The sequence below is a fragment of the Pseudomonas sp. BLCC-B112 genome, assembly GCF_028550695.1.
In the GTDB taxonomy this organism is placed as follows: Bacteria; Pseudomonadota; Gammaproteobacteria; order Pseudomonadales; family Pseudomonadaceae; genus Aquipseudomonas; species Aquipseudomonas danubii.
Genome location: NZ_JAQQGK010000013.1, coordinates 68,800 through 93,513, shown reverse-complemented (window position 1 = coordinate 93,513; position 24,714 = coordinate 68,800). Strand labels below are relative to the sequence as shown.

Annotated in this window: 24 protein-coding genes and 3 pseudogenes; 13 read left to right on the top strand and 14 right to left on the bottom strand. The window is 62.3% G+C overall.

Translation table 11 applies throughout. The annotated features are described in order from the left end of the window. Positions 1-131 precede the first annotated feature (131 nt). Positions 132-2,351 (top strand): OsmC domain/YcaO domain-containing protein, encoded by a 2,220-nt coding sequence (locus tag PQT43_RS27975; RefSeq protein ID WP_272755204.1) that lies wholly within the window; start codon positions 132-134, stop codon positions 2,349-2,351. A gap of 193 nt (positions 2,352-2,544) precedes the next feature. Here the strand turns inward: PQT43_RS27975 and PQT43_RS27970 are convergent, their stop codons facing one another. The 5 genes from PQT43_RS27970 to PQT43_RS27950 all read right to left on the bottom strand — a co-directional run bounded on the left by PQT43_RS27970 (position 2,545) and on the right by PQT43_RS27950 (position 4,990). Continuing rightward, positions 2,545-2,733: a YgaP family membrane protein gene (locus PQT43_RS27970; RefSeq protein ID WP_253085678.1), complete on the bottom strand. Its 189-nt coding sequence runs from the start codon at positions 2,731-2,733 to the stop codon at positions 2,545-2,547. 13 nt (positions 2,734-2,746) lie between these two features. Next, positions 2,747-3,166, bottom strand: coding sequence for a DUF6691 family protein (locus tag PQT43_RS27965; protein WP_253085679.1), 420 nt, complete (start codon positions 3,164-3,166; stop codon positions 2,747-2,749). A 2-nt stretch (positions 3,167-3,168) separates the two neighbouring features. Continuing rightward, positions 3,169-3,603, bottom strand: coding sequence for a YeeE/YedE family protein (locus tag PQT43_RS27960; RefSeq protein WP_253085680.1), 435 nt, complete (start codon positions 3,601-3,603; stop codon positions 3,169-3,171). After that, entirely contained in the window at positions 3,600-3,914 is a 315-nt protein-coding gene (locus tag PQT43_RS27955; protein WP_253085681.1) for an ArsR/SmtB family transcription factor, read from the bottom strand. The genes PQT43_RS27960 and PQT43_RS27955 overlap by 4 nt, the downstream gene beginning before the upstream one ends. Before the next feature lie 197 nt (positions 3,915-4,111). Further along, the gene (locus PQT43_RS27950) at positions 4,112-4,990 is read right to left on the bottom strand and encodes an MBL fold metallo-hydrolase (protein WP_267268317.1); all 879 of its coding nucleotides are present in this window, start codon (positions 4,988-4,990) and stop codon (positions 4,112-4,114) included. Positions 4,991-5,225: 235 nt separating this feature from the next. On the opposite strand from PQT43_RS27950, the gene PQT43_RS27945 reads away from it, so the two are divergent. The 9 genes and pseudogenes from PQT43_RS27945 to PQT43_RS27905 form a co-directional block, all read left to right on the top strand. Next, the gene (locus PQT43_RS27945; RefSeq protein WP_267268318.1) at positions 5,226-6,545 is read left to right on the top strand and encodes a sigma-54 interaction domain-containing protein; all 1,320 of its coding nucleotides are present in this window, start codon (positions 5,226-5,228) and stop codon (positions 6,543-6,545) included. 172 nt (positions 6,546-6,717) lie between these two features. Continuing rightward, positions 6,718-6,894, top strand: coding sequence for a cytochrome oxidase putative small subunit CydP (gene cydP, locus PQT43_RS27940; protein ID WP_253085684.1), 177 nt, complete (start codon positions 6,718-6,720; stop codon positions 6,892-6,894). Further along, positions 6,891-8,462 (top strand): cytochrome ubiquinol oxidase subunit I, encoded by a 1,572-nt coding sequence (locus PQT43_RS27935; RefSeq protein ID WP_253085685.1) that lies wholly within the window; start codon positions 6,891-6,893, stop codon positions 8,460-8,462. Before cydP ends, PQT43_RS27935 begins: the two co-directional genes overlap by 4 nt. Next, entirely contained in the window at positions 8,455-9,591 is a 1,137-nt protein-coding gene (gene cydB, locus PQT43_RS27930) for a cytochrome d ubiquinol oxidase subunit II (protein WP_267268319.1), read from the top strand. The genes PQT43_RS27935 and cydB overlap by 8 nt, the downstream gene beginning before the upstream one ends. Positions 9,592-9,614: 23 nt before the next feature. Beyond that, positions 9,615-9,737: a cytochrome bd-I oxidase subunit CydX gene (gene cydX, locus PQT43_RS27925; protein ID WP_253085687.1), complete on the top strand. Its 123-nt coding sequence runs from the start codon at positions 9,615-9,617 to the stop codon at positions 9,735-9,737. Next, positions 9,734-10,018, top strand: a complete 285-nt coding sequence (locus PQT43_RS27920; protein ID WP_253085688.1) for a cyd operon YbgE family protein — start codon at positions 9,734-9,736, stop codon at positions 10,016-10,018. Before cydX ends, PQT43_RS27920 begins: the two co-directional genes overlap by 4 nt. A gap of 11 nt (positions 10,019-10,029) precedes the next feature. Then, positions 10,030-10,482 (top strand): group II truncated hemoglobin, encoded by a 453-nt coding sequence (locus PQT43_RS27915; RefSeq protein ID WP_253085689.1) that lies wholly within the window; start codon positions 10,030-10,032, stop codon positions 10,480-10,482. 9 nt (positions 10,483-10,491) lie between these two features. Beyond that, positions 10,492-10,872, top strand: coding sequence for a rhodanese-like domain-containing protein (locus PQT43_RS27910; RefSeq protein ID WP_253085707.1), 381 nt, complete (start codon positions 10,492-10,494; stop codon positions 10,870-10,872). Positions 10,873-10,889: 17 nt separating this feature from the next. Further along, positions 10,890-11,334 (top strand): annotated as a pseudogene (locus tag PQT43_RS27905) (YcaO-like family protein); the annotation flags it as partial. A gap of 100 nt (positions 11,335-11,434) precedes the next feature. Here PQT43_RS27905 and PQT43_RS27900 read toward each other — a convergent pair. Further along, a complete protein-coding gene (locus tag PQT43_RS27900; protein WP_102879133.1) occupies positions 11,435-11,800 on the bottom strand; it encodes a DUF7677 family protein in 366 nt (121 codons plus the stop codon). An 84-nt stretch (positions 11,801-11,884) separates the two neighbouring features. After that, positions 11,885-13,459 carry a sensor domain-containing diguanylate cyclase gene (locus PQT43_RS27895; RefSeq protein ID WP_272755203.1) on the bottom strand — a complete coding sequence of 525 codons (1,575 nt, stop codon included), beginning with the start codon at positions 13,457-13,459 and terminating at the stop codon, positions 11,885-11,887. Positions 13,460-13,794: 335 nt separating this feature from the next. Between PQT43_RS27895 and PQT43_RS27890 the strand changes: the two genes are divergently transcribed. Next, on the top strand, positions 13,795-14,385 hold the full coding sequence (locus tag PQT43_RS27890) for a hypothetical protein (RefSeq protein WP_272755202.1): 591 nt from the start codon (positions 13,795-13,797) through the stop codon (positions 14,383-14,385). 147 nt (positions 14,386-14,532) lie between these two features. Then, positions 14,533-16,245, top strand: coding sequence for an amidase (locus PQT43_RS27885; RefSeq protein WP_253085692.1), 1,713 nt, complete (start codon positions 14,533-14,535; stop codon positions 16,243-16,245). 104 nt (positions 16,246-16,349) lie between these two features. Here the strand turns inward: PQT43_RS27885 and PQT43_RS31575 are convergent. Continuing rightward, positions 16,350-16,784, bottom strand: a pseudogene (locus PQT43_RS31575) (methyl-accepting chemotaxis protein); the annotation flags it as partial. Between the two features lie 105 nt (positions 16,785-16,889). Then, a pseudogene (locus PQT43_RS31570) lies at positions 16,890-17,642 on the bottom strand (PAS domain-containing protein); the annotation flags it as partial. A gap of 239 nt (positions 17,643-17,881) precedes the next feature. On the opposite strand from PQT43_RS31570, the gene PQT43_RS27875 reads away from it, so the two are divergent. After that, entirely contained in the window at positions 17,882-18,379 is a 498-nt protein-coding gene (locus tag PQT43_RS27875) for a hypothetical protein (RefSeq protein ID WP_110596888.1), read from the top strand. A 1-nt stretch (position 18,380) separates the two neighbouring features. On the opposite strand, the gene PQT43_RS27870 is transcribed toward PQT43_RS27875, so the two are convergent. The 5 genes from PQT43_RS27870 to PQT43_RS27850 all read right to left on the bottom strand — a co-directional run bounded on the left by PQT43_RS27870 (position 18,381) and on the right by PQT43_RS27850 (position 24,713). Next, entirely contained in the window at positions 18,381-20,507 is a 2,127-nt protein-coding gene (locus PQT43_RS27870; RefSeq protein ID WP_272755201.1) for a TonB-dependent receptor family protein, read from the bottom strand. Positions 20,508-20,660: 153 nt separating this feature from the next. Beyond that, positions 20,661-20,894 carry a DUF4287 domain-containing protein gene (locus PQT43_RS27865; protein WP_102879127.1) on the bottom strand — a complete coding sequence of 78 codons (234 nt, stop codon included), beginning with the start codon at positions 20,892-20,894 and terminating at the stop codon, positions 20,661-20,663. After that, entirely contained in the window at positions 20,891-21,394 is a 504-nt protein-coding gene (locus PQT43_RS27860) for a hypothetical protein (RefSeq protein ID WP_110596890.1), read from the bottom strand. The genes PQT43_RS27865 and PQT43_RS27860 overlap by 4 nt, the downstream gene beginning before the upstream one ends. A 128-nt stretch (positions 21,395-21,522) precedes the next feature. Further along, positions 21,523-23,097 (bottom strand): FGGY-family carbohydrate kinase, encoded by a 1,575-nt coding sequence (locus tag PQT43_RS27855; RefSeq protein ID WP_110653336.1) that lies wholly within the window; start codon positions 23,095-23,097, stop codon positions 21,523-21,525. A 20-nt stretch (positions 23,098-23,117) separates the two neighbouring features. Further along, positions 23,118-24,713 carry a glycerol-3-phosphate dehydrogenase/oxidase gene (locus PQT43_RS27850; RefSeq protein WP_272755200.1) on the bottom strand — a complete coding sequence of 532 codons (1,596 nt, stop codon included), beginning with the start codon at positions 24,711-24,713 and terminating at the stop codon, positions 23,118-23,120. Between the last annotated feature and the right edge of the window lies 1 nt (position 24,714).

The window sequence follows — 24,714 nt, the reverse complement described above, 5'->3', positions numbered from 1 at the left end:
GGCCGGGTGCCGGTGTCTGTGACCGGCAGCCAGCCCTGGCGATCCACCCGTGCGCCGAAAACCACAACACTTCCCGCGCAAAAACCCGGATAATGCCCGCCATTTTTTGCTTTGTGATGCCGGTGCCCCCCATGGAAATCAAGGTCAACTTTCTCGACAACCTTCGACTTGAAGCCAAGTTCGACGACTTCACGGTGGTGGCCGACCAACCGATCCGCTACAAGGGCGATGGTTCGGCGCCGGGTCCGTTCGACTATTTCCTGGCTTCTTCGGCGCTGTGCGCGGCGTACTTCGTCAAGCTGTACTGCCAGACCCGCAACATCCCCACCGACAATATCCGCCTGTCGCAGAACAACATTGTCGATCCGGAAAACCGCTACAACCAGATCTTCAAGATCCAGGTCGAACTGCCGGCGGACATCTCCGACAAGGACCGCCAAGGCATCCTGCGTTCCATCGACCGTTGCACCGTGAAGAAGGTGGTGCAGACCGGCCCCGAGTTCATCATCGAGGAAGTGGAAAACCTCGACGCCGATGCCCAGGCGCTGTTGATGCCGCAATCGGGCGCCAGTGCAGGCACCTACATTGCCGGCAAGGACCTGCCCCTGGAGCAGACCATCGCCAACATGTCCGGCATCCTCGCGGGCCTGGGGATGAAGATCGAAATCGCTTCGTGGCGCAATATCGTGCCCAACGTCTGGTCGCTGCATATCCGCGATGCGCAGTCGCCGATGTGCTTCACCAACGGCAAGGGCGCGACCAAGGAAAGCGCCCTGGCGTCGGCCCTGGGCGAGTTCATCGAGCGCCTGAACTGCAACTTCTTCTACAACGACCAGTTCTGGGGCGAGGAAATCGCCAACGCCGAGTTCGTGCATTACCCGGACGAGCGCTGGTTCCAGCCGGGGCGCAAGGACGAGTTGCCCAAGGAGATCCTCGACGAACACTGCCTGGCCATCTACAACCCCGATGGCGAGCTGCGCGGCTCCCACCTGTACGACACCAACTCGGGCAATATCGAGCGCGGCATCTGCTGCCTGCCCTATGTGCGCCAGTCTGACGGCGAGGTGGTGTACTTCCCCTCCAACCTGATCGAGAACCTGTACCTGAGCAACGGCATGAGCGCCGGCAACACCCTGGCCGAAGCCCAGGTGCAGTGCCTGTCGGAGATCTTCGAGCGGGCGGTCAAGCGCCAGATCCTCGAAGGCGAGCTGGCCCTGCCGGACGTGCCCCAGGAAGTGCTGGCCAAGTACCCGAGCATTCTGGCGGGCATCCAGGGCCTGGAAGAGCAAGGCTTCCCGGTGCTGGTCAAGGACGCGTCCCTGGGCGGTGAGTTCCCGGTGATGTGCGTGACCCTGATGAACCCGCGCACCGGCGGCGTGTTTGCTTCGTTCGGTGCTCACCCGAGCTTCGAGGTGGCGCTGGAGCGCAGCCTCACCGAACTGCTCCAGGGCCGCAGCTTCGAAGGCTTGAACGACCTGCCGCAACCGACCTTTGAAAGCCAGGCGCTGATGGAGCCGAACAACTTCGTCGAGCACTTCATCGACTCCAGCGGCGTGGTGTCGTGGCGTTTCTTCAGTGCCAAGGCGGACTTCGAATTCGTCGAGTGGGACTTCACCAGCCAGAGCGGCTTCAGTGAAAGGGAAAAAGCCAGCGCCGAGGAAGCCGCGACCCTGTTCGGCATCCTCGAAGGCCTGGGCAAGGAAGTCTACATGGCGGTGTACCAGCACCTGGGGGCCACCGCCTGCCGCATCCTGGTGCCGGACTATTCGGAAATCTACCCGGTGGACGACCTGATCTGGGACAACACCAACAAGGCGCTGTTCTTCCGTGAAGACATCCTCAACCTGCACAGCCTGAACGAAGACGGTTTGCGCTCACTGCTGGAGCGCCTGGAAGAAAGCGAGCTGGACGACTACACCGACATCACCACCCTGATCGGCATCGAGTTCGACGACAACACCGCCTGGGGCCAGTTGACCATCCTCGAACTCAAGCTGCTGCTCCACGTGGCCCTGGGGCAGTTCGACCCGGCCAAGGAACTGGTGGAGATGTTCCTGCAATACAACGACAACACCGTCGAGCGCGGGCTGTTCTATCAGGCCTTGAACGCGGTGCTGGAAGTGGAACTGGACGACGAACTGGAGCTGGGCGACTACGAAGCCAATCTGCGCCGCATGTTCGGCAACGAACGGATGGACGCGGTGATCAGCTCGGTGGACGGTAGCGTGCGCTTCTACGGCCTGACCCCGACCAACCTGCAGCTCGAAGGCCTGGACCGTCACCTGCGGCTGATCGACAGCTACAAGAAGCTGCACGCGGCACGGGCCAAGTGGAGCGCAGCCAACCGCTGACTCCTCGGGTGCCTAGCCGGTTTTTTGAGGGTGCCTGACCGGTTCGGTGAGGCCATGGCTTGCTCGCAATGAGGGCGTGAGAGCCGCGTTGATTCAACAGCGCGCATACTCGTCAGCCCCCATCGCAAGCAGACTGCTCTTGCGGTTCGTCGTCAGGCGCGCTCGCGTGCCCATGACCGGCAACGAATCTGCTTCAGCAACGCTTGCAAGTGCTGATGCCCAAGAGCGTGTAAAGCGGGCAGAAACTGAATAGGCCGGTGGCCAATGGCACCAGGCCAATCCAGCCCCACAGGCCTATCACCCCAGACAGACTCAGGCCTATGAGCAGCAGGCCGACGACCACCCGCACGCTGCGGTCGGCTATTCCAATGTTCGCTTTCATGACGTTCTCCCGATCAGTGACTACGCCGGGTCTCCAGCGCAGTAAACAACAACATGCCAGCCAGCATGGCCAGCACGAATACGACGATTTGCCAGTGGCCTGTCAGCAGTATTGCCACCGCAGGCCCAGGACAAATCCCCGCGATACCCCAACCAATACCAAACAGCAGACTGCCGCCGATCAAGCGCGGGTCCAGTCCACACTTGGTGGGCAATTGCATTGCGTTACCCAGCAGGGAACGGGATTGACGCCGAGCCCAGGTCAACGGACCGATGGCGACGCCAATGGCACCGCACATAACCAAGCCCAGGGACGGGTCCCAAGCCCCGGCCAGGTCGAGAAAGGCCAGGACTTTTTGCGGATTGGTCATGCCCGCCAGAAGCAAGCCCAAGCCAAACACTAGACCCGCGATGAATGCCGTTAGTTTGGTCATGTTCAGCTTCCCAAGACGTGCCGTACGACGAACACCGTGGCGAAGCCACTGGCCATGAAACAGCCGGTGGCGATCATCGAGCGCGGGGACAGCCGCGACAGCCCACAAACCCCGTGACCACTGGTGCACCCTGAGCCGTAGCGGGTACCGATCCCCACTAATAGGCCAGCGCCGAGCAACCCGAGCCAGCCCCCCTGGAACTCGATCTTCGGCAACGCGATGAACAGCCCCCACAACACCGGCGCGACAAGCAGCCCGAGCAGAAACAGTGCTTTCTCCCCCACCCCTTCACTGCCCCGTTGCAGAACACCACCGAGCAGACCACTGATGCCGGCAATCCGGCCGTTGGCGACAACAAACAGACTGGCTGCCAGACCAATCAATGCACCGCCGGCCAGTGACGACCAAGGCGTGAAGTTGAGCCAATCGATGGTCACGATGCTTCTCCGGCACAAAATTGTTGATAGAGGGTTTGAATGACGGCTAATGCGGCGGGGCTGCTAATACGATAGAACACCTGCTTGCCGTCACGGCGTGTTTCCACCAGCCCTTCACGACGCAGCACCGCCAACTGTTGCGACAGCGTCGGTTGCGGTATGCCCAATAGCGCCTCTAAATCACTGACGTTGCGCTCGCCCTGGGACAGCTGGCACAGCAGCAACAAGCGGTCCGGATTGGCCAGGGCCTTAAGAAACTGGCTGGCCGCATCGGCATTGGCGCGTAGCTGCTGGATATCAAGTTCAAGCATGGACCCACTCATTTCTTGCTCTCATTCGGCGCCAACGCGGCATGTGGATGAACAGCCGATGCCGTCGATTTGAATACAACGCCGGACAAGCGCGACGGTGAACGGTCGACGGCTAAGGCGTTCGATCTACAATATTACATTATATTTATATTGCAATTGTTTTTGGGCTCAGCCTCGATCTGCCGCCGGCAGTCCAGTCAGATAAGGTTGAGCGGGATCTTCAGATAGCGCGTCCCGTTTGCTTCAGCCTCGGGCAGATGGCCCGCGCGTATGTTGACCTGAACCGACGGCAGGATCAGCGTCGGCATCGACAACGTTGCATCGCGCTTGCCGCGCATCACCACAAACTCTTGCTCACTGATGCCATTGCGCACATGAACGTTGTGCGCACGCTGTTCTGCCACTGTGGTCACAAACTGCACTTCGCGACCCTCGGGCGGATAGTCGTGGCACATGTACAGCAACGTGGCGGCCGGCAGGCTCAACACTTTGTTGATTGACTGGAACAGCGTGCGCGCATCGCCACCGGGGAAATCACAGCGCGCAGTGCCGTAATCGGGCATGAACAGGGTATCGCCGACAAATGCCACCGTTTCCCTGGCATCGCTGATCACATAAGTCATGCACGCGGGTGTGTGCCCCGGTGTATGAAGTGCCCGACAGTGCAAAGCGCCGATGGCGAACTGCTCTTCGTTGACAAACAGGTGATCAAATTGGCTGCCATCACGGGCCATCTCGTCGGCAATGTTGAACAACCGGCCAAACACCTCCTGTACCGTCGCAATGTGACTGCCGATGGCTATTTTTCCGCCCAGCTGTTGCTGCAGGTAGGGGGCGGCGCTCAAGTGGTCGGCGTGAGCATGGGTTTCAAGAATCCAGTCGACCTGGGCATTGAGCGCGTTCACCCTGGCAATCAGTTGGTCGGCGGAAGTTGTGGTCGTGCGACCTGATTCAGGGGCGTAATCCAGAACGCTGTCGATCAGTGCGCAACGTTGAGTGGCCTGATCAAGTACCAGATAGCTGATGGTATGCGTCGCCGCATCGAAGAATCCTTCGACGTGAAGGGTATTGTTCATGATCGGTCTCCTTGCGGACTTTCGCCGGGCCACTTGTGGTGAACATGACCTAAGCAATAAATCGGCCAGGACAACATCGTGTCGGACAATCCATGCAAGCCATTGAGTGGGTAAAGGTTATTTTTTAAGTTGCGCTTTCTCGCGTTCTGGAGCTTGCTAAATGCACTGCCATGGCAGTACGCATTGGCATAGGTGGCAGTGCCACAACCGCCTCAATGGACTCTCGGGAGCCACGATGACAAATACCCTGCCCTCGCCGGCCAACTCGCTGCCTCGCCCGGATCAAGTGCAATCGCTGGTGTCGTTTCTAGAGCACGAGTCCCAGCCGATGATCGTGCTCGATCCGCACTACAACATTCTGGCGGCCAACACCGCCTATCAGCGCCAGTTTGGTAGTGCAGACAAGGCTTACATCGGTCAGAAGTGCTACAGCGTTTCACACCGGTACGAGGTACCTTGCGATCAGGCCGGTGAACATTGCCCGATGAAAAAAGCTCAGGAGATGCGCAGCCCGGACAAGGTCCTGCACATTCACCACACCCCGCGAGGCCCTGAGCACGTGGAAGTGGAGTTACGCCCGATTCTCGATGAGCACGGTGAAATCAGCGCCTATGTCGAGCGGCTGAGCATGGTGCGCAGCGCCTCTGCGCGGCCAAGCAACGAAGGGCTGGTGGGCTGCTCGCCGGCATTTAACCTGGCCTTAGCGCAACTGCAACGGGTGGCCCCCTCAATGTTGCCGGTGCTGCTGTTGGGTGAGTCCGGCACAGGCAAGGAGCTGTTTGCCCGGGCCGTGCATGAAACCAGCGAGCGCGCCACCGGCCCATTCGTGGTGGTGGACTGCTCGGGGTTGACCGAGACGCTGTTTGAAAGCGAACTGTTCGGCCATGAAAAGGGCGCCTTTACCGGCGCGGTCACGCGCAAGCCCGGGCTGGTTGATACGGCCCGGGGCGGCACTTTGTTTCTTGACGAGATCGGCGATGTACCGCTGGCCATGCAGGTGAAACTGTTGCGCCTGATCGAGTCTGGCACCTATCGCCGGGTCGGCAGTGTCGAAACCCTGCATGCCAACTTCAGGTTGATTGCCGCGACCCACAAACCCCTGGAGCGGATGATGGAGAGCGGCGAATTCCGGCCGGACCTGTACTACCGCATCAGTGCCTTTCCCATTCTGTTGCCGCCTTTGCGCAACCGGGTCGAAGACATCGGCCTGTTGGTCAATTCCTTCCTACAACGTGCCGCAATAGGCAAACGCAGGCTGACCATCGACGCCGATGCGCTGGCCCGACTGCAGCGCTTCGCCTGGCCGGGCAATATCCGCGAGCTGCGCAACGTGCTGGAACGCGCCAGCCTGTTCGCCGACGACGGCGTGATCCGCGCCGCGTATTTGCCCCCGGCCCCTTGCACCGTTGCCCCCCAGACGCCGACTCGCGTCGACGGCAACACGCTGGCGCAGACCCTGGCGACGTTCAAAGGCACCCGGGGTGAGTTGGCCAAGCACATGGGCATGAGTGAGCGCACGCTCTACAGAAGACTGAAAGAACAAGGCCTGGTCTGACTCCCCGCCCCTGCCTGCCAGCGCTGCCAAGACTGCCATCCTGGCAGTCCTGGCAGTAGCAGCATCTGCCACAACCGCTCCGTCTGGCGTCACAAAAAAAATCTAAGTTATTGTTATAAAACAATAAAAAGTCGACGCCCGACATTGGCACAGCCTGTGCTATCTCCTGTTCATGACTCATTCAGACCAACGACTGCGGCGGCATCTGCTGCTCGCCGTACTGATCAAACTGGCGGTGCTGACAGTGCTGTGGTGGCTGTTTATCCGCGATACGCACGTCAGTGTTGACGCCACCGTCATCGGCAACAGGCTCGGTATACCCACCTCGACTCAAGGGGCAAGCAAGTGATTTCAGAACACCTGGTGGATCTGTCACGGCTGCAATTTGCAGCTACAGCGCTGTACCACTTCCTCTTTGTACCGCTCACGGTAGGAATGGTGTGGCTGCTGGTCATTATGGAAAGCGTCTATGTGATGACCGGGAATGTCATCTGGAAAGACATGACCCGCTTCTGGGGCAAGCTCTTTGGAATCAACTTCGCTCTGGGGGTGACGACAGGTATCACCCTGGAGTTTCAGTTCGGCACTAACTGGGCCTACTACTCGCACTACGTGGGCGACATCTTTGGCGCCCCGCTGGCCATCGAGGGGCTGATGGCGTTCTTCCTCGAATCGACCATGATCGGCCTGTTCTTTTTTGGTTGGGAGCGCTTGAAGAAAGAACACCACTTGCTGGTCACGCTGCTGATGGCCATCGGCACCAACCTCTCGGCCTTGTGGATCCTGATCGCCAACGGCTGGATGCAAAACCCGGTGGGGTCCGAGTTCAGCTACATCACCATGCGCATGGAGATGGTGGATTTTTGGGCGGTGGTGTTCAATCCGGTGGCGCAGGCCAAGTTTGTCCACACCGTCTCGGCGGGTTACGTCACCGGCTCGATGTTTGTGCTATCGATCTCCAGTGGGTACTTGCTGAAAAACCGCGATGTCGAGTTCGCCAAACGCAGCTTCAGGGTCGCAGCGGCATTCGGCCTAGCTTCGGTGCTCAGCGTGATCGTGCTCGGCGATGAATCGGGTTACACCGTGGGTGAGGCGCAACAAACCAAGCTGGCGGCGATGGAAGCCATGTGGGAAACAAAACCTGCGCCCGCAGGTTTGACCCTGATCGCCAGCATCAACGAAGCACAATCGAAGAATAACTGGGAAGTGGACGTGCCCTGGGTCATGGGCCTGATCGGCACCCGCTCGGTCAGCCAGCAGATTCCGGGCATTCATGACATCAAACAAAAGAACCGCGCGCGGATTCTACGCGGGATCACCGCCGTCAATGCGCTGCAAGCGCTCCGAGCCGACCGCAGCGATGCCGCCGCACGGCAGACCTTCGAAGCCTATAAGGCTGACCTGGGCTTCGGCCTGCTGCTCAAGAAGTACGTTGCAGACGTCAATCAGGCCACGCCGGCCATGATCGAAAAAGCCGTCAACGACACCGTCCCGCGTGTTACCCCAATGTTCTGGGGGTTCCGAATCATGGTCGGCCTTGGTTTTGCCATGCTCGCGCTGTTTGCTATGGCCTTCTGGAGCACCGTGAAGTCCACCTGTTCACAACGCCGCTGGTTGCTGCGCTGGGCGCTTTGCATGCTGCCGGCGCCCTGGCTTGCCTGCGAGCTGGGCTGGTTCGTCGCTGAATACGGCCGTCAGCCCTGGACCATCTACGGCGTGCTACCGACCCACATGAGCGTATCGACCCTCAGCGTCAACAACCTGTATGGCTCGCTGGCAGGCTTCGTCATTTTCTACAGCGTACTGCTGATGGTTGAACTGTTCCTGATGGTCAAGTTTGCCCGTCAAGGCCCCGGCAGCCTCGGTACCGGCCGTTATGCCCACGATGCCCATATGAAGGAACTCCACCATGCTTGATTACTTCACCCTGAAAATTATCTGGTGGGCGCTGGTCGGCGTACTGCTGATCGGTTTCGCCATCATGGACGGTCACGACATGGGGGTTGGCACCTTGCTGCCCTTCGTCGGCCGCGATGATATGGAGCGGCGCGTGGTCATCAACACCGTTGGCCCGCATTGGGATGGCAATCAGGTCTGGTTCATCACCGCGGGGGGCGCCTTGTTCGCTGCCTGGCCGGTGGTCTATGCCACCGCATTCAGCGGCTTCTACTGGGCGATGATTCTGGTCCTCTGGGCACTGTTCTTCCGCCCGGTGGGTTTCGACTATCGCAGCAAGATCCACAACGCCACCTGGCGTCGCACCTGGGACTGGGGGCTGTTCATCGGCGGCGCGGTGCCGCCCCTGGTGTTCGGCATTGCCTTCGGCAACCTGCTGCAAGGCGTGCCGTTTCACTTCGACAACCTTCTGGTCTCGACCTACACCGGCAGCTTCTGGCAACTGCTCAACCCCTTCGCTCTACTGACTGGCGTTGTCAGCAGCGCCATGATCACCCTGCAAGGCGGCACCTATCTGGCTCACCGCACCGAGGGCGTCATCCAGTCCAGGGCTATCAAGGGTTCGATGATGGCGGCCGCGGTGCTGATCGGCGCGTTCGTCATCGCCGGGATCTGGCTGCAATCAATCGAGGGCTATCGCATTACCTCGGTCATCGATACGGCTGGGCTGCCGGACATTCTCAACAAGTCGGTGGTGCGCGAAGCCGGCGCCTGGATGGCCAACTACGCCCATTATCCTTGGCTGTGGCTGCTGCCCGTGCTGGGCCTGGCAGGGGCGGCGGGGGCGGCGTTGTTGCTGAGCCGGCGCCATACCCTGTCGGCGTTTGTCGCCTCCTCGCTGGCGGTGGTCGGGGTTATCTGCACGGCCGGGGTCTCGATGTTCCCATTCGTCATGCCGTCCTCTTCGGTGCCCGCCGCCAGCCTGACAGCGTGGGACAGCGTTTCCAGCCATTTAAGCTTGGCCATTATGTTCTGGGCGACGCTGATCTTCATGCCGCTGATCGTGATGTACACCTCGTGGGCGTATCGCGTGATGCGAGGCAAAGTCACTGCCGCGCACATCAAAGCCAACGAACATTCCGCCTACTAAGCAGGCGCAGAGGAGTAACGGACATGTGGTATTTCGCCTGGATGTTGGGAGTCGGCTTTGCATTGCTGCTGGCGATCTTGAATGCAATGTGGGGCGAGAACGAAGCGAGTCGCGCCAAAAACCAGCAAAACGAGGCACCACAATGATGCCGAATACCGCCCCGGCACAAACCTCACGCCTTCACCTGCTGAGTTTGCTGATCGCTCTGGCAATCATGCTCGCCTGCACGCTCTACCCTCCCCTGATGGCCACCGCGGACGGTAAAGCCGACCACGCACTGGCCATCGCGCTGTTCGCGGCAATGAGCGTGGCCTTTGTCAAAGGCGTGGGTTTTGTCCCACGGATGTGGGTCTGGCGCGGATTGTTTTCAGGCTGGAGCTGTTGGGCGGCATTGGCGCTGGCGGGCTGGGCAAAATATCTGCATTGAGGATCAACCCCATGACTGAACACCTGAGCGTCCAGCACAAAGACCGCCCCGACACTTACCTCCAGGTAGGAGGCGAGGCAGGCATTCGCGCACTCGTCGAGCGCTTTTACCAGTTGATGGAGACCCTGGCGCAAGCCCGTGTGGTGCGTCAGATGCATCCACCGACGCTCGACGGCAGTACCGATAGCCTGTTCAAGTTCCTCAGCGGTTGGTGGGGCGGCCCGCCGCTGTTCCAGAATGAACGCGGCCACCCGCGTCTGCGCAGGCGCCATGCGCCCTACGCCATCAGCGTCGTTGAGCGCGACGAATGGATGCTGTGCATGCGTCAGGCGCTGGATGAACAGGTGCAGGACGTGGCGCTAAAGAGCAGGTTGCAGCGCATGTTTTCCGAAATGGCCGATCATCTGATTAACACGGACATCGCCCCCCACCCAAACACTGCACACGCTGAATCGGAGCCTTAAAACACCATGATGAAAACAGCCCATGACCTGGTCACTGCCGCAAAAGCACTGATTGAAGAAGTCGCGATCGAAAACGCCGATCAAGCGATCCAGAACGCCGACATGTTGATCGATGTGCGTGAAGCCGATGAGTACGCCGCCGGACATCTGCCCGGGGCGATCCACATCGCACGCGGTCTGCTGGAATTCAAACTGACCCACGACAGCACCTTCCACTCCCCCGACCTCAAGGTTGTGCTCTATTGCAAGACCAGCGGCCGCGCGGCGCTGGCGGCGGCCGCCATGAAGAGCATGGGGTACCGGCAGGTGACGTCGATTGCTGGTGGCTTAGATGCCTGGGTCGGTGCGAATAAGCCGATGGTGAGCCCGCGCCTGCCAACCTTCGATTAACCCTCAAGGCTGAGTCGAACGTCTGGTCGCTGCATATCCGCGATGCGCAGTCGCCGATGTGCTTCACCAACGGCAAGGGCGCGACCAAGGAAAGCGCCCTGGCGTCGGCCCTGGGCGAGTTCATCGAGCGCCTGAACTGCAACTTCTTCTACAACGACCAGTTCTGGGGCGAGGAAATCGCCAACGCCGAATTCGTGCACTACCCGGACGAGCGCTGGTTCCAGCCGGGGCCTGGAAGAGCAAGGCTTCCCGGTGCTGGTCAAGGACGCGTCCATGGGCGGTGAGTTCCCGGTGATGTGCGTGACCCTGATGAACCCGCGCACCGGCGGCGTGTTTGCTTCGTTCGGTGCTCACCCGAGCTTCGAGGTGGCGCTGGAGCGCAGCCTCACCGAGTTGCTCCAGGGCCGCAGCTTCGAAGGCTTGAACGACCTGCCGCAACCGACCTTTGAAAGCCAGGCGCTGATCGCGAGCAAGCTCGCTCCCACAACTAGCCAGACGCCCCCTGGCTGATCACACCAGCAGATACCTGAGGAGCGTGTTTGCTCGCTCCGACAGCGACGCGTTAGCCATTGCGCATCCCCGGCGGCCAGGGCTTGCGGTCTTCTCGCTCGGGCGGGCCGTACAGCTCCTGCTCCCATTCCTCGAATGCCGGCACGACGGTGTAGCCCGGATCGCAATACTGGCGAATGTATTGCGCCGCCCGGTACTCGGCGTACTTGGCATTAACCGGTACGCCCTCTTCGTCCAGCTCCAGCACATTGGCAAAAATCGCGTAGGCCATCTCCAGCATGCTCGGCTCTTCGCTCAGGCAACTGCGATAATCGACGCCCTCCAGCAGCGGGTAGCCGAGGGTGCCGTTGGCGACCCAGAAACTGAAGGTGCGCAACGCCCCGGAAAACTCCGGGCTGAGTTGTTTCGGGTAATGCATGCGGCTTGCCTCTGCTGGGTATCGGACCGGGTGGATTCTCCGGTACTGGCCGCTGTGCAAGCAAGCCGACGGCAGCCGCCGTGTTCAACTGACGGCTAGCGAGCGCTGTTCGGCTACCACGCAATTACGTCCCTTCTGCTTGGCCTGATACAACAACTGGTCGGCCTTTTCCAACGCAGCGGTGATCGAACCACTTCCCGGCTGCCACACGCTGACGCCCAACGAAACCGTAATGTGCCCGACGGTATCGATCTGCGCCGCGGCGATCGAGGCTCGCAGGCGCTCTGCGACATCGGTTGCAGCCCGTAGCGAACTGTTCGGCAAGAGCAGGACAAACTCCTCGCCGCCCACCCGGCACGGCAGGTCGTCAGTGCGCGAGTTTTGCTTCATCAGGTCGGCAATCGCTCTCAGGGTTTCATCCCCCACGCCATGGCCGAAGGTGTCGTTCACTCGTTTGAAGTGATCGATGTCCATGGAAACAATGGCGAACGGCTGCCCGGCCTGTTGCCAGTGCGCCAGGGTGTCCTGCATCGCCCGCCGGTTGGCCAGCCCGGTCAGCGCGTCACTTTGCGCCTGCTGGTTGAGCCGGCCGATCTTTTCCTGGAGCAGGCTGGTGCCCAGCAGCAGCGCCCGACGAATCTGCCAACTTTCAGAATACTGCGCCGGGATCGCGCTGATGCGCTCATAGCTCTCAGGGCTGTCCAGGCGCTTGGCACTCTCGGCCAGCCGCGACAGCGGCGCCGAAATCCTCGTCCCCAACCACCAGATCAGCACCAGGCCGAACAACGCCAGCGGCAGTATGCCCTTGGCGACTTTGGACATGGTTACCTGCAGCGTGGCCTGGATGTTGCCGAGGGGCTGCTGGGCGATCACCCCCCAACCGCTGCTGGGCACATGGGTGAAACCCGCGAGCATTTCCACGCCCTGGGCATCCAGCGCCTGCAATGCCCCCCCGCCCTGGCTCAAGGCCGCATCGACGATCGGGTCCTGGACAACGATCTGGCCGATTTGCTCGGGATAGGGGTGATAGAGAACCCGCCGATTACTGTCCACCAGATAGACATGGGCGCCATCCTCACGTACCTGCCGGTCCATCAAATCTTGAAGGGCGTTCTTCTGTTCAAGTCGGATGCTGCCGCCGACCAGCCCCAAGTACCGCCCTTTGCCGTCAAATACCGGCTGGGATACAAAAACCAGCAGATTGCCGGCAATGGACTTGAAGGCCTTGCTGATGATCGGTTGACGCAGCCTGAGCGGTGTCTGGTCTTGCAGGGACTGGCCATTGAGATTCAGGTGCTCGGGCATTGAGGCGATGATGGTGCCGGTCGCGTTGGTGATCAGTACCGAGTTGAAGCTATTGTCCTGCCCCAGCAAGCGCCGGGCTTCGCCGGCCAGTCGTTGCGAGTCGTCAAAGTCCCCGCCCAGGACAGCGGCGGCATACTTCAAGCGTTCCTGATCGGAACTGAGCACCTGCTCCACAGCGGAGGCGATCCGAGCGGCATAGGCCTGGTTGACTTGCAGGGCGTTTTCAATGAGTTCCTGCTTCTGAATCCTGAACATGACCCAGAAGCTGTTGGCCAGGGTGGCTAATGCTGCAAACAGTACGAAGACCAGAATCAGCACACGAAGATTAAGCTTGGGCTTGGGCCGGGTAGGCATGTAAAAAAGTCCGGATGAGCAAGCAGACAGTGGATTTCGATGTTGCGCCAACTGCCTGCCGGCTATGGATCATTCACGTCCGTGCGCCCTAGTCACATGGATAATCATCCGTCGAACATCGTCGAAACGCCTGCACTGTTTGGCTATAAAGGCGTCAGGTGTTAGAGCCGCGCAGTCTACCCGGGTTGCTCCGATTGGCAATCGATAAAATGACCAGGCGTCCAGTGGCGCACGGCCCGTGGTGTTCAGACCCGCCCCAACCCGGCACAATGCGCCACCTCAGGCCAGGGTTGCCTCTCCCCAACCGCCCGCATCACTGATCGCAAGGACCGTCCATGAGCGTCTTCAGCACCTTGTTCGACCCTCTCGAAAAGCCAGCACCGGCGGCCACTGACACACTCCAGGCGCCCCATGAAGAGGATGCAACGCTCGATCCGGTCCAGCCCCAGGAACAGGCCGAGTCCGCCAACCTGGCCCTGCTCGAAGCCGGCGATGCCTACTTCGCCTTTCACCTGTTCGCCGCCCACTTCCCCAGCCAGGCCGAGGCTGAACGGTTCGCCTTCGAACAGTGGGAGCCCGAACCTGCGGCGGATGCCAGCGACGCCGAATTCAGCGCCTGGGAAGCGCGCAATCCCAGCTGGCGCCTCAGGCAGGAATTGGGCTACTACATGGACGCCGATTTCGTCGAGCTGATCGGCAAAGACGACTGCCCGCAATACCTGGACTCGCTGATCCGCAGTGATGCCGAGCAACAGCGGCTGCGCTCGCGGATCAAGGCGCATTACAGCCACTTCATCATCGTCGGCAGCGAGTCGATTGATGGCGACCAGCGATCGGTTGCCTCCGGGCCCAATCAGCGCCCGCCGCAAAGCACGCCGACGCTGGACTACCTGGGCGAGTTCAACGGTTCCTCTGCCCCGCACTAGATGCTAAAAAGGCCCACAGTTTTCCCTTGCACCCCTTGTCGTGCCCAGCCGTACCACGAGAATCACCATGCACAGCCATTACCCGAACACCCGCGCTCCGTTGCGCCCTCTTGACCTCCTCACCCACCAGCCAACGGCGGTAGCCCCATGATCGAAGTCACCGAAGTGTCCATTGCCGACCTGCGCGCCGCCCTGGAATCGGGCCGGACCACCGCCGTGGAACTGGTCCAGGCCTATCTGGCGCGGATCGACGCCTACGATGGCCCCGATACCGCCACCGCCCTCAACGCCGTGGTGGTGCGCAACCCCGAGGCCCTGAAGGAGGCCGAAGCGTCCGATGAGCGTCGCGCCAACGGCCAGACCCTGGGCCCGCTGGATGGCATTCCCTACACCGCCAAGGACAGCTACCTGGTCAAGGGCCTGACGGCAGCCTCGGGCAGCCCGGCCTTCGCCGAGCTGGTGGCCTACCGCGATGCCTTCACCATCGAGCGCCTGCGGGGCGCCGGGGCCATCTGCCTGGGCAAGACCAATATGCCGCCCATGGCCAATGGCGGCATGCAGCGCGGGGTGTATGGCCGCGCGGAAAGCCCCTACAACGCCGCTTACCTGACCGCGCCCTTTGCCTCGGGCTCCTCCAATGGCGCCGGCACGGCCACCGCCGCCAGCTTCGCCGCCTTCGGCCTGGCCGAGGAAACCTGGTCCAGCGGGCGTGGCCCGGCCTCCAACAATGGCCTGTGCGCCTACACACCATCGCGTGGGGTGATTTCGGTGCGCGGCAACTGGCCGCTGACCCCGACCATGGACGTGGTGGTGCCCTTCGCCCGGACCATGGCCGACCTGCTGCAAGTGCTGGATGTGGTGGTGGCCGAAGACCCCGACACCCGCGGCGACCTGTGGCGCCTGCAACCCTGGGTGCCGATTCCCAGCGTGAGCTCGGTGCGTCCTGCGTCCTACCCGCAACTGGCGGCCGACGCCACGGCGCTCAAGGGCAAGCGCTTTGGCGTACCACGCATGTACATCAATGCCGACCCGGAAGCCGGCACCAGCGACAAACCCGGGATCGGCGGCCCCACCGGCCAGCGCATTCACACCCGGCCCTCGGTGATCAGCCTCTGGGAACAGGCGCGTCGCGCCCTGGAAGCCGCCGGCGCCGAAGTCCTGGAAGTGGATTTCCCGCTGGTGTCCAACTGCGAAGGCGACCGCCCCGGGGCACCGACGGTGTACAACCGCGGCCTGGTCAGCAAGGAGTTCCTCCATGACGAGCTGTGGGAACTGTCGGGCTGGGCCTTCGACGACTTCCTGCGGGCCAACGACGACCCCAAGCTCAACCGCCTGGCGGATGTCGACGGGCCGCAGATCTTCCCCCACGACCCCGGCACCCTGCCCAACCGCGAAGACGACCTGGCCGCCGGCATGGACCAGTACGTAACCATGGCCAAGCGCGGGCTCAAGACCTGGGACCAGATCGCCTCCCTGGCCGACGGCCTGCGCGGCCTGGAGCAGACCCGGCGCATCGACCTGGAAGAGTGGATGGATCGCCTGGGGCTGGACGCGGTGCTGTTCCCCACCGTGGCCGACGTTGGCCCGGCCGATGCCGACATCAATCCCGAGTCGGCGGACATCGCCTGGAGCAATGGCGTGTGGGTGGCCAACGGCAACCTTGCGATCCGCCACCTGGGCGTGCCCACGGTGACCGTGCCGATGGGCGTGATGGCAGACATCGGCATGCCGGTCGGCCTGACCTTCGCCGGCCGCGCCTATGACGACTCGAGCCTGCTGCGCCTGGCGTCGGCCTTCGAATCCACCGGCAGCAAGCGCCTGATTCCACCACGCACGCCGGCCTTGTCACCCGCTCGCTAAGCGCAAAGGCCCGGGGCGCCCATAAGGCGCCCCGGGCCTTTACCAGCCTGACAACGCACCACAGCGATGCACCGCCAGGGGCGCGCAACGTTATGCTGCGCAGGCTATTTCAGCTGATTGGCGAAACGCCCCACGGCCCCCACAACCTGGCGCGCACCCTCCTGGATTTCGAGAATCACCGAGCCGGCCTCGTTGGCAAGTGCCAGGCCTTCTTCAGCCTGCCCGCGACTGTTGGCCATGCCGCTTACGGCTGCATCCGCCAGACTCTGGTTCTGCTGTACAACGCTGACGATTTCTTCGGTAGCGGCACTGGTGCGCCCCGCCAACTGCCTCACTTCATCGGCGACCACGGCAAACCCCCGGCCCTGCTCACCGGCCCGCGCCGCCTCGATGGCTGCGTTGAGCGCGAGCAAGTTGGTCTGTTGGGCAATGCCGCCAATGGTCTGGACAATCGAGCTGATCAGCAGTGATTGCTTGCCCAAGGCTTCAATCCCGGCGGATGCCGCCTGCATTTCATCCGAGATCATGCGCATCGTTTGCACGGTGTTCTGCACCACGTCGGCGCCTCGGCGGGCGCTGATGTCGGTTTGTTGGGAGATCTCGAACGCGATGGTCGCCGCCTCGTTCACCTGCTGCTCGCGAGCCACTTGATCGGTAATGACCGTGGCGAACTTGACCACCTTGTAAAGGACGCCCTGTGCGTTGTGCACCGGGTTGTAGGTCGCTTCCAGCCAAACGACTCGACCGTGGGCATCGACGCGCTTGAAACGGTCAGCCACGAATTCACCGCGATTGAGGGTCGCCCAGAACTCCTTGTAATGACTGGACGCGGCATCGGCTGGGTCACAGAACATGCTGTGGTGCTTGCCTTTGATTTGCCCAAGTTCATAGCCCATCGAGCGCAGAAACTGCTCGTTTGCTTGCAGGACATGGCCTTGAAGATCGAACTCGATCACCGCGGTGGAGCGCAGCAGCGCTTGAATGAACGCCGAATTCTCCGCCGAAGTGTCAACGGTCTCGGTGATGTTCGAACCAAAGGCATGGATACTTTCCAACTGCCCCTGTTGATTGACAATCGGCTGCCAGAGGCCACGAAACCACGACAGTCCGCCATCGGGACGCTGAAAACGGTAAGTATCGATAACCGCGTCGTGGTTGTTCACGCTGTCGAGCAAACGACGATAACAATCCATCTGCCGCACATACTGCGGAATGAAATTGTCGAGCGGTTTGTTCAGCACTTGGTTGGCGCCACACCCCAACATGTTCAGAAAGCCTTCATTGGCATCTATAACGTTGTAGTTGGCGTCAAGGACCGCACGCACAAGGCAAGTCTCAATCCCCTTGAGCAACTGTCGAGCCACTGAAAGCTCCGACTGAAGAGACTGCAACTGCATTTTCAAACGAGTATTGAACATGGGCGCATCCTGCTAAAGGAGAGACTCTTTGCTATCGGCAACCGTTGGGGGTTTGTTTTCAGCTTTTTTTATGCTGCAAAAACACTATAGAAGCATTGTTTGCAGCGCTCCATTTTCTCCCCTGATATAAAGCCATGCCCCCAGCCTGGTGGTTACAATCCCTGCGCCACGCCACTAGCGCCCTTCCCCCATATACCGCCCGAGCCGGACCACTGACCATGACCACACACCGCATTACCCTCGCCAACGGCTGGATTGCCGAATTTGCCGAACAAGGTGAATTCCGCATGGGCGCCATCAGCTGGAACCTGCACCTGCGCGGCCCCGAGCAACAGGCCATCCGCTATTTCGAAACCCAGATCGTGCTGGTCAACGACGAGGATGGCGAGCAGGCACGAAATCACATCAGCCTGTCCGAGGACGGGGTCTACGGGTACCTGGGCAACGGTATGAGTCACGGTTGGGTGATCGACTTTTCCCGCGGCATGATCGCGCCCCACCGGGTGACGATTTCCCACTACCACTACGCCTATGACGAATACATTTCGCTGCTGGAGCAACCGGCGTACAAGCGAGTGCGGGAGTACATCAGTGTCATCGGTCGCACCGTCTACCTGACCTTTCCCTTCACCCGGGACGAGGACTTTCCCAAGGTCTGGGAGGAGTACCTGGTGATCCGCCGGCGGCAGCTGGACGAGCTGTATTTTCGTAACTGAGTCAGCGCAGGCTCCACGACACGCCCAGGTACACCCCCAAGCCTTCTCCCGGCGTCGAGCGCGCCGCGTCCAGCCCCTTGTCGTCGTAGCCCGGAGTCACGGTGGCGGCGTAGCGTTTGTCAGTCAGGTTGCGCACATCGACCCAGGTCTGCCAGTCGTTCTTTGGCGCGTTGTAGCCCAGGGTGGCGCCGAACAGCGCGTAAGGATCGGCGTAGTAACTGTTGGCGTAATCCACCGCCACCTTGGACACCAGTTGGGTGTTGACGGCGGCGAAGAAACCCAGGGGCCAGTCGTAGCGCAGCTCGCCCTGGTAATAGTGCATCGGCAGGCCCGGTAGGCGGTTGTCGCCAAAGCGCGAATCGTCGCGGTAGTGGAAGTCGCTGAAGGTGTAGGCCTGGCGCAGGCTCAAGCGGCCGACGCCCGGCTGCGACCACAGTTCACTCTGCAGGCTGGCCTCCACGCCCTGGTGCACCGTGGGGCTGGCGTTGAGTTCGTAGGGCATAGTGGCGTTGGCGTCCGGCCATACCGAGAGCAGTTCGTGGCGCACCTGGGCGTAGTACCAGGCCAGGCTCCACTCGCCCAGGCTGCTATCGCCGCGGCCGCCCAGCTCCAGGGTGGTGGCAGTCTGGTTGCGCAGCTCGATCGGATCGCGCTGGGCGCCCGTGGCGACGCCGCTGCCAAACGGGAAGCGCAGGTTCGAGCTGTAGATCAACGACCAGGGGTGCGGTGCTTCCACCGAGCGCCTGAGGTTGCCAAACATCTGCACATTCGGTGTCAGCTGGTAGCGCAGGCCCAGGCGCGGCGCGTAGTCCCAATCGCCGAGGCTGGTCTTGCCGCCGCCCTCGGGGTAGGTCACCGCGCTTTCACGACGGGTGTAGATGGCCGCCAGCCCCGTGGTCAGCCACAGGTCATCGGCGATCTCCAGATCATTGCCAAAGTGCAGGACCGTGTCCGAGCCCTGGTAGGTGAAATTGCGGATTCGCGTGCCTGGCGCATAGCTGGCGGTGTTGCCTGTGGGAATCCGCACAAACTCGCTGGCCCCGTCATTGGGCAGGTGCTTGGTGACCCGCAGGCCCAGGGTGCTGCGGCTTTCCCGGCCCCAGAGAGTGTCGCGGCGCTTGTAGTCGAAGGTGCCGCTGACGTCGCTGTAGGCCACCTTCAGGCGGTTGGGGCCTTCGCGCAGGTCCATGGGGTAGTCGTGATAGACCAGACCGGTCTGGATGCTCGAATCGTCGTCGATGTAATAGGTGGTCTTGTTGCCGACAAAGGTGCTGCCCGGTTGCTTGCGCCGGTCATCGCGGCTGACATACAGCGGGTTGGCCGCCCGCGGGTCGTGCTCGATGGAATGCTTGCTGACCCGCCCGGCCAGATCGTTGTCGGTCTCGCGGTAGCGCAGGTAGAAACGCGTCTCCAGGTTCGGGTTGAAGCGGTAGCCGAAGTTGCCAATCACCCCCTTGCTCTGGCTGCGGGTGTGGTCCTGGTAACCGTCGGCGTTGGCGTCGGTCAGCGACACGTAGTAGTCGAAATTCCCCAGCACTTGCCCGGAGCTGAGCTGACGCTGCTGATAACCGTGGCTGCCGGTGGCGTAGCGCACCTGCAACAGCGGTGCGTCGTAGCCGGTGTGGCTGATGTAGTCGATGGCGCCCCCCAGGGCCAGGGCGCCACGGTCGAAACCATTGGCGCCGCGCAGCACCTCTACGTGATCGACCCACAGGGGCTCCAGCAACTCATAGGGGGTGCCGCCGGGGCCGGTCAGGGGCAAGCCGTCGAGCATGGTGTACAGCCCCGAGGCATGGGCCCCCGGCGCGCGGTTGATGCCCGAACCACGGATCGAGATCTTCACCCCTTCGTTCCCGGCGGACTGGGCGTAGACCCCTGGCTGATAAGCCAGCACATCCTGGTTGCTGGCCACCCGCCCCTGCAGCGGCCGGCGCATGTCCACCACATTGCCGGCGCCCGGCATCTGGGCCAGCCGCGCCTCGGCCTCTGCCACCTGCTGTCCCTCAGCGCCCTGCTCCTGCCCCAGGACCTGCGCCGGGGCCAGCTCCACGCTCCGGGTCTCGGCGATTGCCGGGCAGGCAAGGGCCAGGCCCAACAGGGCCGTGGGCAAGGATTTTGGCGAAGACATCGAGAAAACTCCGACAGGCAGAAAGGGGGCAATGCAAGTTGCGACGCAGGAAAGAACCAAGAGAACACAGGGGAATTGGGCTTTTTTCGCCAGGAAAGCGGATGTCGGCAGTCACGCCTTCACTGGCGAAGCCACAGCGTCCAGCACGCAGCGCTAAGGGTTCTTGGCCCCCGCCAGAAAGTGCGCCACCAAGGCATTGGCATGACCATGGCCCATGCCGTGTTCGGATTTGAGCCAGGCCACCAGTTCCATGTGCTTCTTGCCGCTGAGGGCGCCAAGCAGCTCCAGCCAGTGGCTGATGGGCTGACCGTAGTTTTTTTCAATGGAAGGAAAGTACGACGCCGGGCCTTTGACCTGGCTGGCTTGGCTCTTGTTGTCTTCGCTCATGCTTCACCCTGTGCTTTTTTACTGCCCTTGATGTTTTCGATCAGATCGACCACGTAGTTCTGGTTGAAACCCGCAACGAAGGACCAGAACAGCAACTTGCCATAGGCGGCGTAGCCGTCAGCGTGCTGGCAGAAAATCACATAGAAGCTGTTCTCGGGGTAGTTGCAACTCTTGTCCCTGACGATCTCGGGAAACAGCTCCCCTTGCACCACACCGGAGATGAACAGGATGTACAGCAGGCCCGCCAGGATGCCGCCAATGAACGACGGCAGCAGCACATTGAACCAGGAACTGCACAGGCTGATGATCTCCTCCTCGCAAAGGTGTGACAGTTGCCGGTGAAACCCCACATAACCACCAATATTGCCGACGATGAACACCACCGAGGGGATGGTGTAACCGTCGGCCATGGCGACCGCTCCCAGGGACGCCGCCAACAGCAGCACAAAGATGATGAACAGTCGCTTCCATAGGATGTTCAGTGCTTCCTGGCGGTTCATGTTCAGCTCGTCGGTTCAGGTTTTCGGAGAGATCCGTCTACCTTGATGACGATAGATGAGCCTTGCCCGGCAGGACCTTTTTTTTCGCCAGGGAATCCTTGCCCCTGCGACCTGCGCCTGCCGTGTCCTCAGGCCGGATACCCGGTGATCTCGCGAATGCTCTGGTACAGCGGCTTGAGCTGGCGGTACATGCGCAGGTAGACCTCGCTGTACAGCCGCTGATACATCTGCTGCGCTTGCGGCTGTGGCTCGAACACCGCGCCGACCCGGGTCATGGCGCTGATGGCCGTGGGAAAGTCCGGGTACAGGCCCAGGCCCACCGCACAGGCGATCACCGCCCCCAGCCCCGAGGCTTCATAGACATGGGGGCGCTCTACCGGCAGGCCGAAGATGTCCGCCGTCAGTTGCATCGCCGCATCGCTCTGGGAGCCACCACCGGCCACCCGCAGGCGAGTGATCTTCAGCTTGGAGCGTTTCTCCATGCGCTCCATGCCCTGGCGCAAGGCGTAAGCCAGGCCTTCAAGGATGGCCCGGTAGATATGGGCCCGGGTGTGCACGTCGCCAAAGCCGATCATCGCGCCCTTGGCTTCCATGCCCGGCTCGCGGATGCCCGGCGACCAGTAGGGTTGCAGGGTCAGGCCCATGGACCCGGGCGGCACCGCCTGGACCAGGGCATCAAACAGCTGTTCCGCCTCCAGCCCCTGCTCGGCCGCCTGCTGCACTTCCCGCAGGCCGAACTGTTGCTTGAACCAGCTGACCATCCAGTAACCGCGGAAGATCATCACCTCGCAGTTGTAGTGGTTCGGCACCGCCGCCGGGTACGGCGGGATCAGCGGCACCACTTCCAGATAGCGGGAACGGGTGGTGGTGATGGTCGCCGTGGTGCCGTAGGACAGGCAGGCCGTGGTGGAATCCTGGACGCCCGAGCCCAGGACTTCGCAAGCCTTGTCGGCACCGGCGGCAATCAGCGGCAGGCCCTCGGGAATACCGGTGTGGCGGCTTGCTTCGGCGCTGATCCGGCCCAGGGTTTCGCCGGGTTTGAGCAGGGTCGGCAACTGCTCCTGACGCACCGCCAGGGCCTGCCATTTCCAGTCGCTGGGGGCGGCCCAGCGCAGGCGCTTGTAGTCGAACGGCAGGTACGCCACGCAACAGCCGACGGAGTCGACGAAGTTGCCGGTCAGGCGATGGGTGAGAAAGCCCGACAGCAGCAGGAACTTGTCAGTGGCGGCCCACACCTCCGGTTGCTGCTGGGCCACCCAGTTGGCTTCGGCCTGGGCCCGAAAATAGTCCACTGTGGCCTCGGCGCCGATCAGCTTGAACAGCCAGCCCCAAGGTCCCTTGATCCGGCCTTCGACCTCGGCCTGGCGCTGGTCGAGCCAGAGAATGGCCGGACGCAGGGCCTTGCCCTGGGCGTCGACATTGATCAGGGTGCCGCGCTGGGTGGTCAGGGACACGCCGCGGATCTGCGAACGGTCGATACCGGTCTGCTGCCAGAGCAATTGGCAGGCTTCGCCGAGCTTGGCCCAGTAATAGTCCGGGTGCTGTTCGGCCCAGCCGGGCTGGGTCGAAAAATAGGCCTCCAGCTCCACCTTGCCCTTGCCCAGCAAGTTGCCCGACAGGTCGAACAGCAGCGCGCGCACGCTTTGGGTGCCGTTGTCGATCGCCAGCAGGTAGTCCTGCTTATTGTTGTTGTGGTTGTCCATGGGGCTCTCTTGGTTGGGGCTCAATCGGTGACGGGGGGCAGGCTGTGATGGCGCTGCCACAGGTCGCGATAGCGCTGTTCTTCGGCCAGCCAGCGCGCGTCGTCCCAGCCCAGGCGGGGCTGGCACAGGCGGCGGATGGCCGGCAAGTACTGCGCCGCGCCTTCGGCCAGCAACAGACCGAGCCGGGTACGGCGCAGCAGCAGGTCGTCCAGGTGCAGGACCATTTCCGCCTCGGCGGCAAAGGCCAGCTCGGCCCACAGGGTGTCGCTGGCGCCGACGCAATCGCCGCCCAGCTCGGCCACCCGCTGCGCTACGCGGGGCAAGTCGCGGCCATGGCGCCCGGCCAGACGCCGCACTTGAGCCGCGCTGAGCCCGGGAATATCCACCGGCGCCTGGGGGGCGAACACCGGTTCGCCGTCGTCCTCCACGCTGCGCCCGAGCATGGCGCCACAGGCTTGCAGCACCTCGATGGCCTGGGGCCGGAAGGTGGTGAGCTTGCCGCCGGCCAGGGTCACGCAGCCCGGCTCCTGCCACAGCACATGCTCGCGGGTTTCGTTGGACGGCTTGCCCTGTTGCTCCCCCCCCGCGCCGGCCACCACCGGGCGCACCCCGGCCCAGGTCGAGAGCACATCGGCGGCGCTGACCTGAGCCTGGGGAAACTGCTGGGCGCAGGCGGCCAGCAGGTAGCGCAGTTCTTCCTGACTGATGCTGGCGCTCTGGTCCAGATCGTCGCGGTGATCAAGATCGGTAGTGCCCACCACCGTGGCGCCTTCCCAGGGGAAGACGAACACCGGCCGACCGTCCTCGGCATGCATGAAGCTCAAGGCCTGGGCCACCGGCAGGCGCCAACCCGGCAACAGCAAATGACTGCCGCGCAACGGGCGCAGCTGGCGCGGAGCCTGGGCCGGGCGCAGGCGCTCGGCCCAGGCTCCGGTGGCCACCGCCAGGGCCACGCAGCCAAGGGTTTGCACTGCACCCGTTTCACTGTCCTCGATCGCCACCCCGCACACCCGCCCGTTCTCCCGCAGCAGGCGAGTCACCCGCAGGCCATTGATGGCCACGGCGCCATCGGCCCGGGCTTCGGCCAGCACCCGCATCACCAGGCGCGCATCGTCGGTCAGGGCATCCAGGAAACTGGTGCCCCCCAGCAGGCCCGGCTCCTTCACCCCCGGAGCCAGGAAGCGCAGGTGCGCGGCATCATGAAAGCAGTGGTTGCGGCGCCCGGCCAGGGCGTCATACAGGGTCAACAGGCCGCCGAACACCTTGGGTCCGGGAAACTTGCCGCGGTAATGGGGCATCAGGAAACTCATGGGCTCCACCAGCCCGGGGGCTTCCTGCAGCAGGCGCTGGCGCTCGCGTACCGAGTCCCGGGTCAGGCGCCACTGGCCCTTGGCGATGTAGCGCAAGCCGCCATGGACCATCTTCGAGGAACGGCTGGAGGTGCCCCAGGCAAAGTCCCGCTGCTCCAGCAACAGGCAACGCCAGCCGCGCCGCGCCGCTTCCCGCAGGATGCCGGCGCCGCTGATGCCGCCGCCGATCACGATCAGGTCCCAGGGTTGCGCCCCCAGCCCGGGCAGCGCCTGTTGGCGCCACTGGCCGTTCCAGTCCTGGCTCATG

What these genes read in the sequence shown, in the direction of transcription:
- cydX (WP_253085687.1), top strand. Translation starts at nt 9,615, where the DNA reads ATGTGGTATTTCGCCTGGATGTTGGGAGTCGGCTTTGCATTGCTGCTG.
- PQT43_RS27895 (WP_272755203.1), bottom strand. Translation starts at nt 13,459, where the DNA reads ATGCCTACCCGGCCCAAGCCCAAGCTTAATCTTCGTGTGCTGATTCTG.
- PQT43_RS27875 (WP_110596888.1), top strand. Translation starts at nt 17,882, where the DNA reads ATGACCACACACCGCATTACCCTCGCCAACGGCTGGATTGCCGAATTT.
- PQT43_RS27855 (WP_110653336.1), bottom strand. Translation starts at nt 23,097, where the DNA reads ATGGACAACCACAACAACAATAAGCAGGACTACCTGCTGGCGATCGAC.
- PQT43_RS27910 (WP_253085707.1), top strand. Translation starts at nt 10,492, where the DNA reads ATGAAAACAGCCCATGACCTGGTCACTGCCGCAAAAGCACTGATTGAA.
- cydP (WP_253085684.1), top strand. Translation starts at nt 6,718, where the DNA reads ATGACTCATTCAGACCAACGACTGCGGCGGCATCTGCTGCTCGCCGTA.
- PQT43_RS27860 (WP_110596890.1), bottom strand. Translation starts at nt 21,394, where the DNA reads ATGAACCGCCAGGAAGCACTGAACATCCTATGGAAGCGACTGTTCATC.
- PQT43_RS27890 (WP_272755202.1), top strand. Translation starts at nt 13,795, where the DNA reads ATGAGCGTCTTCAGCACCTTGTTCGACCCTCTCGAAAAGCCAGCACCG.
- cydB (WP_267268319.1), top strand. Translation starts at nt 8,455, where the DNA reads ATGCTTGATTACTTCACCCTGAAAATTATCTGGTGGGCGCTGGTCGGC.
- PQT43_RS27945 (WP_267268318.1), top strand. Translation starts at nt 5,226, where the DNA reads ATGACAAATACCCTGCCCTCGCCGGCCAACTCGCTGCCTCGCCCGGAT.
- PQT43_RS27950 (WP_267268317.1), bottom strand. Translation starts at nt 4,990, where the DNA reads ATGAACAATACCCTTCACGTCGAAGGATTCTTCGATGCGGCGACGCAT.
- PQT43_RS27975 (WP_272755204.1), top strand. Translation starts at nt 132, where the DNA reads ATGGAAATCAAGGTCAACTTTCTCGACAACCTTCGACTTGAAGCCAAG.
- PQT43_RS27965 (WP_253085679.1), bottom strand. Translation starts at nt 3,166, where the DNA reads ATGACCAAACTAACGGCATTCATCGCGGGTCTAGTGTTTGGCTTGGGC.
- PQT43_RS27865 (WP_102879127.1), bottom strand. Translation starts at nt 20,894, where the DNA reads ATGAGCGAAGACAACAAGAGCCAAGCCAGCCAGGTCAAAGGCCCGGCG.
- PQT43_RS27915 (WP_253085689.1), top strand. Translation starts at nt 10,030, where the DNA reads ATGACTGAACACCTGAGCGTCCAGCACAAAGACCGCCCCGACACTTAC.
- PQT43_RS27850 (WP_272755200.1), bottom strand. Translation starts at nt 24,713, where the DNA reads ATGAGCCAGGACTGGAACGGCCAGTGGCGCCAACAGGCGCTGCCCGGG.
- PQT43_RS27870 (WP_272755201.1), bottom strand. Translation starts at nt 20,507, where the DNA reads ATGTCTTCGCCAAAATCCTTGCCCACGGCCCTGTTGGGCCTGGCCCTT.
- PQT43_RS27955 (WP_253085681.1), bottom strand. Translation starts at nt 3,914, where the DNA reads ATGCTTGAACTTGATATCCAGCAGCTACGCGCCAATGCCGATGCGGCC.
- PQT43_RS27885 (WP_253085692.1), top strand. Translation starts at nt 14,533, where the DNA reads ATGATCGAAGTCACCGAAGTGTCCATTGCCGACCTGCGCGCCGCCCTG.
- PQT43_RS27900 (WP_102879133.1), bottom strand. Translation starts at nt 11,800, where the DNA reads ATGCATTACCCGAAACAACTCAGCCCGGAGTTTTCCGGGGCGTTGCGC.
- PQT43_RS27920 (WP_253085688.1), top strand. Translation starts at nt 9,734, where the DNA reads ATGATGCCGAATACCGCCCCGGCACAAACCTCACGCCTTCACCTGCTG.
- PQT43_RS27970 (WP_253085678.1), bottom strand. Translation starts at nt 2,733, where the DNA reads ATGAAAGCGAACATTGGAATAGCCGACCGCAGCGTGCGGGTGGTCGTC.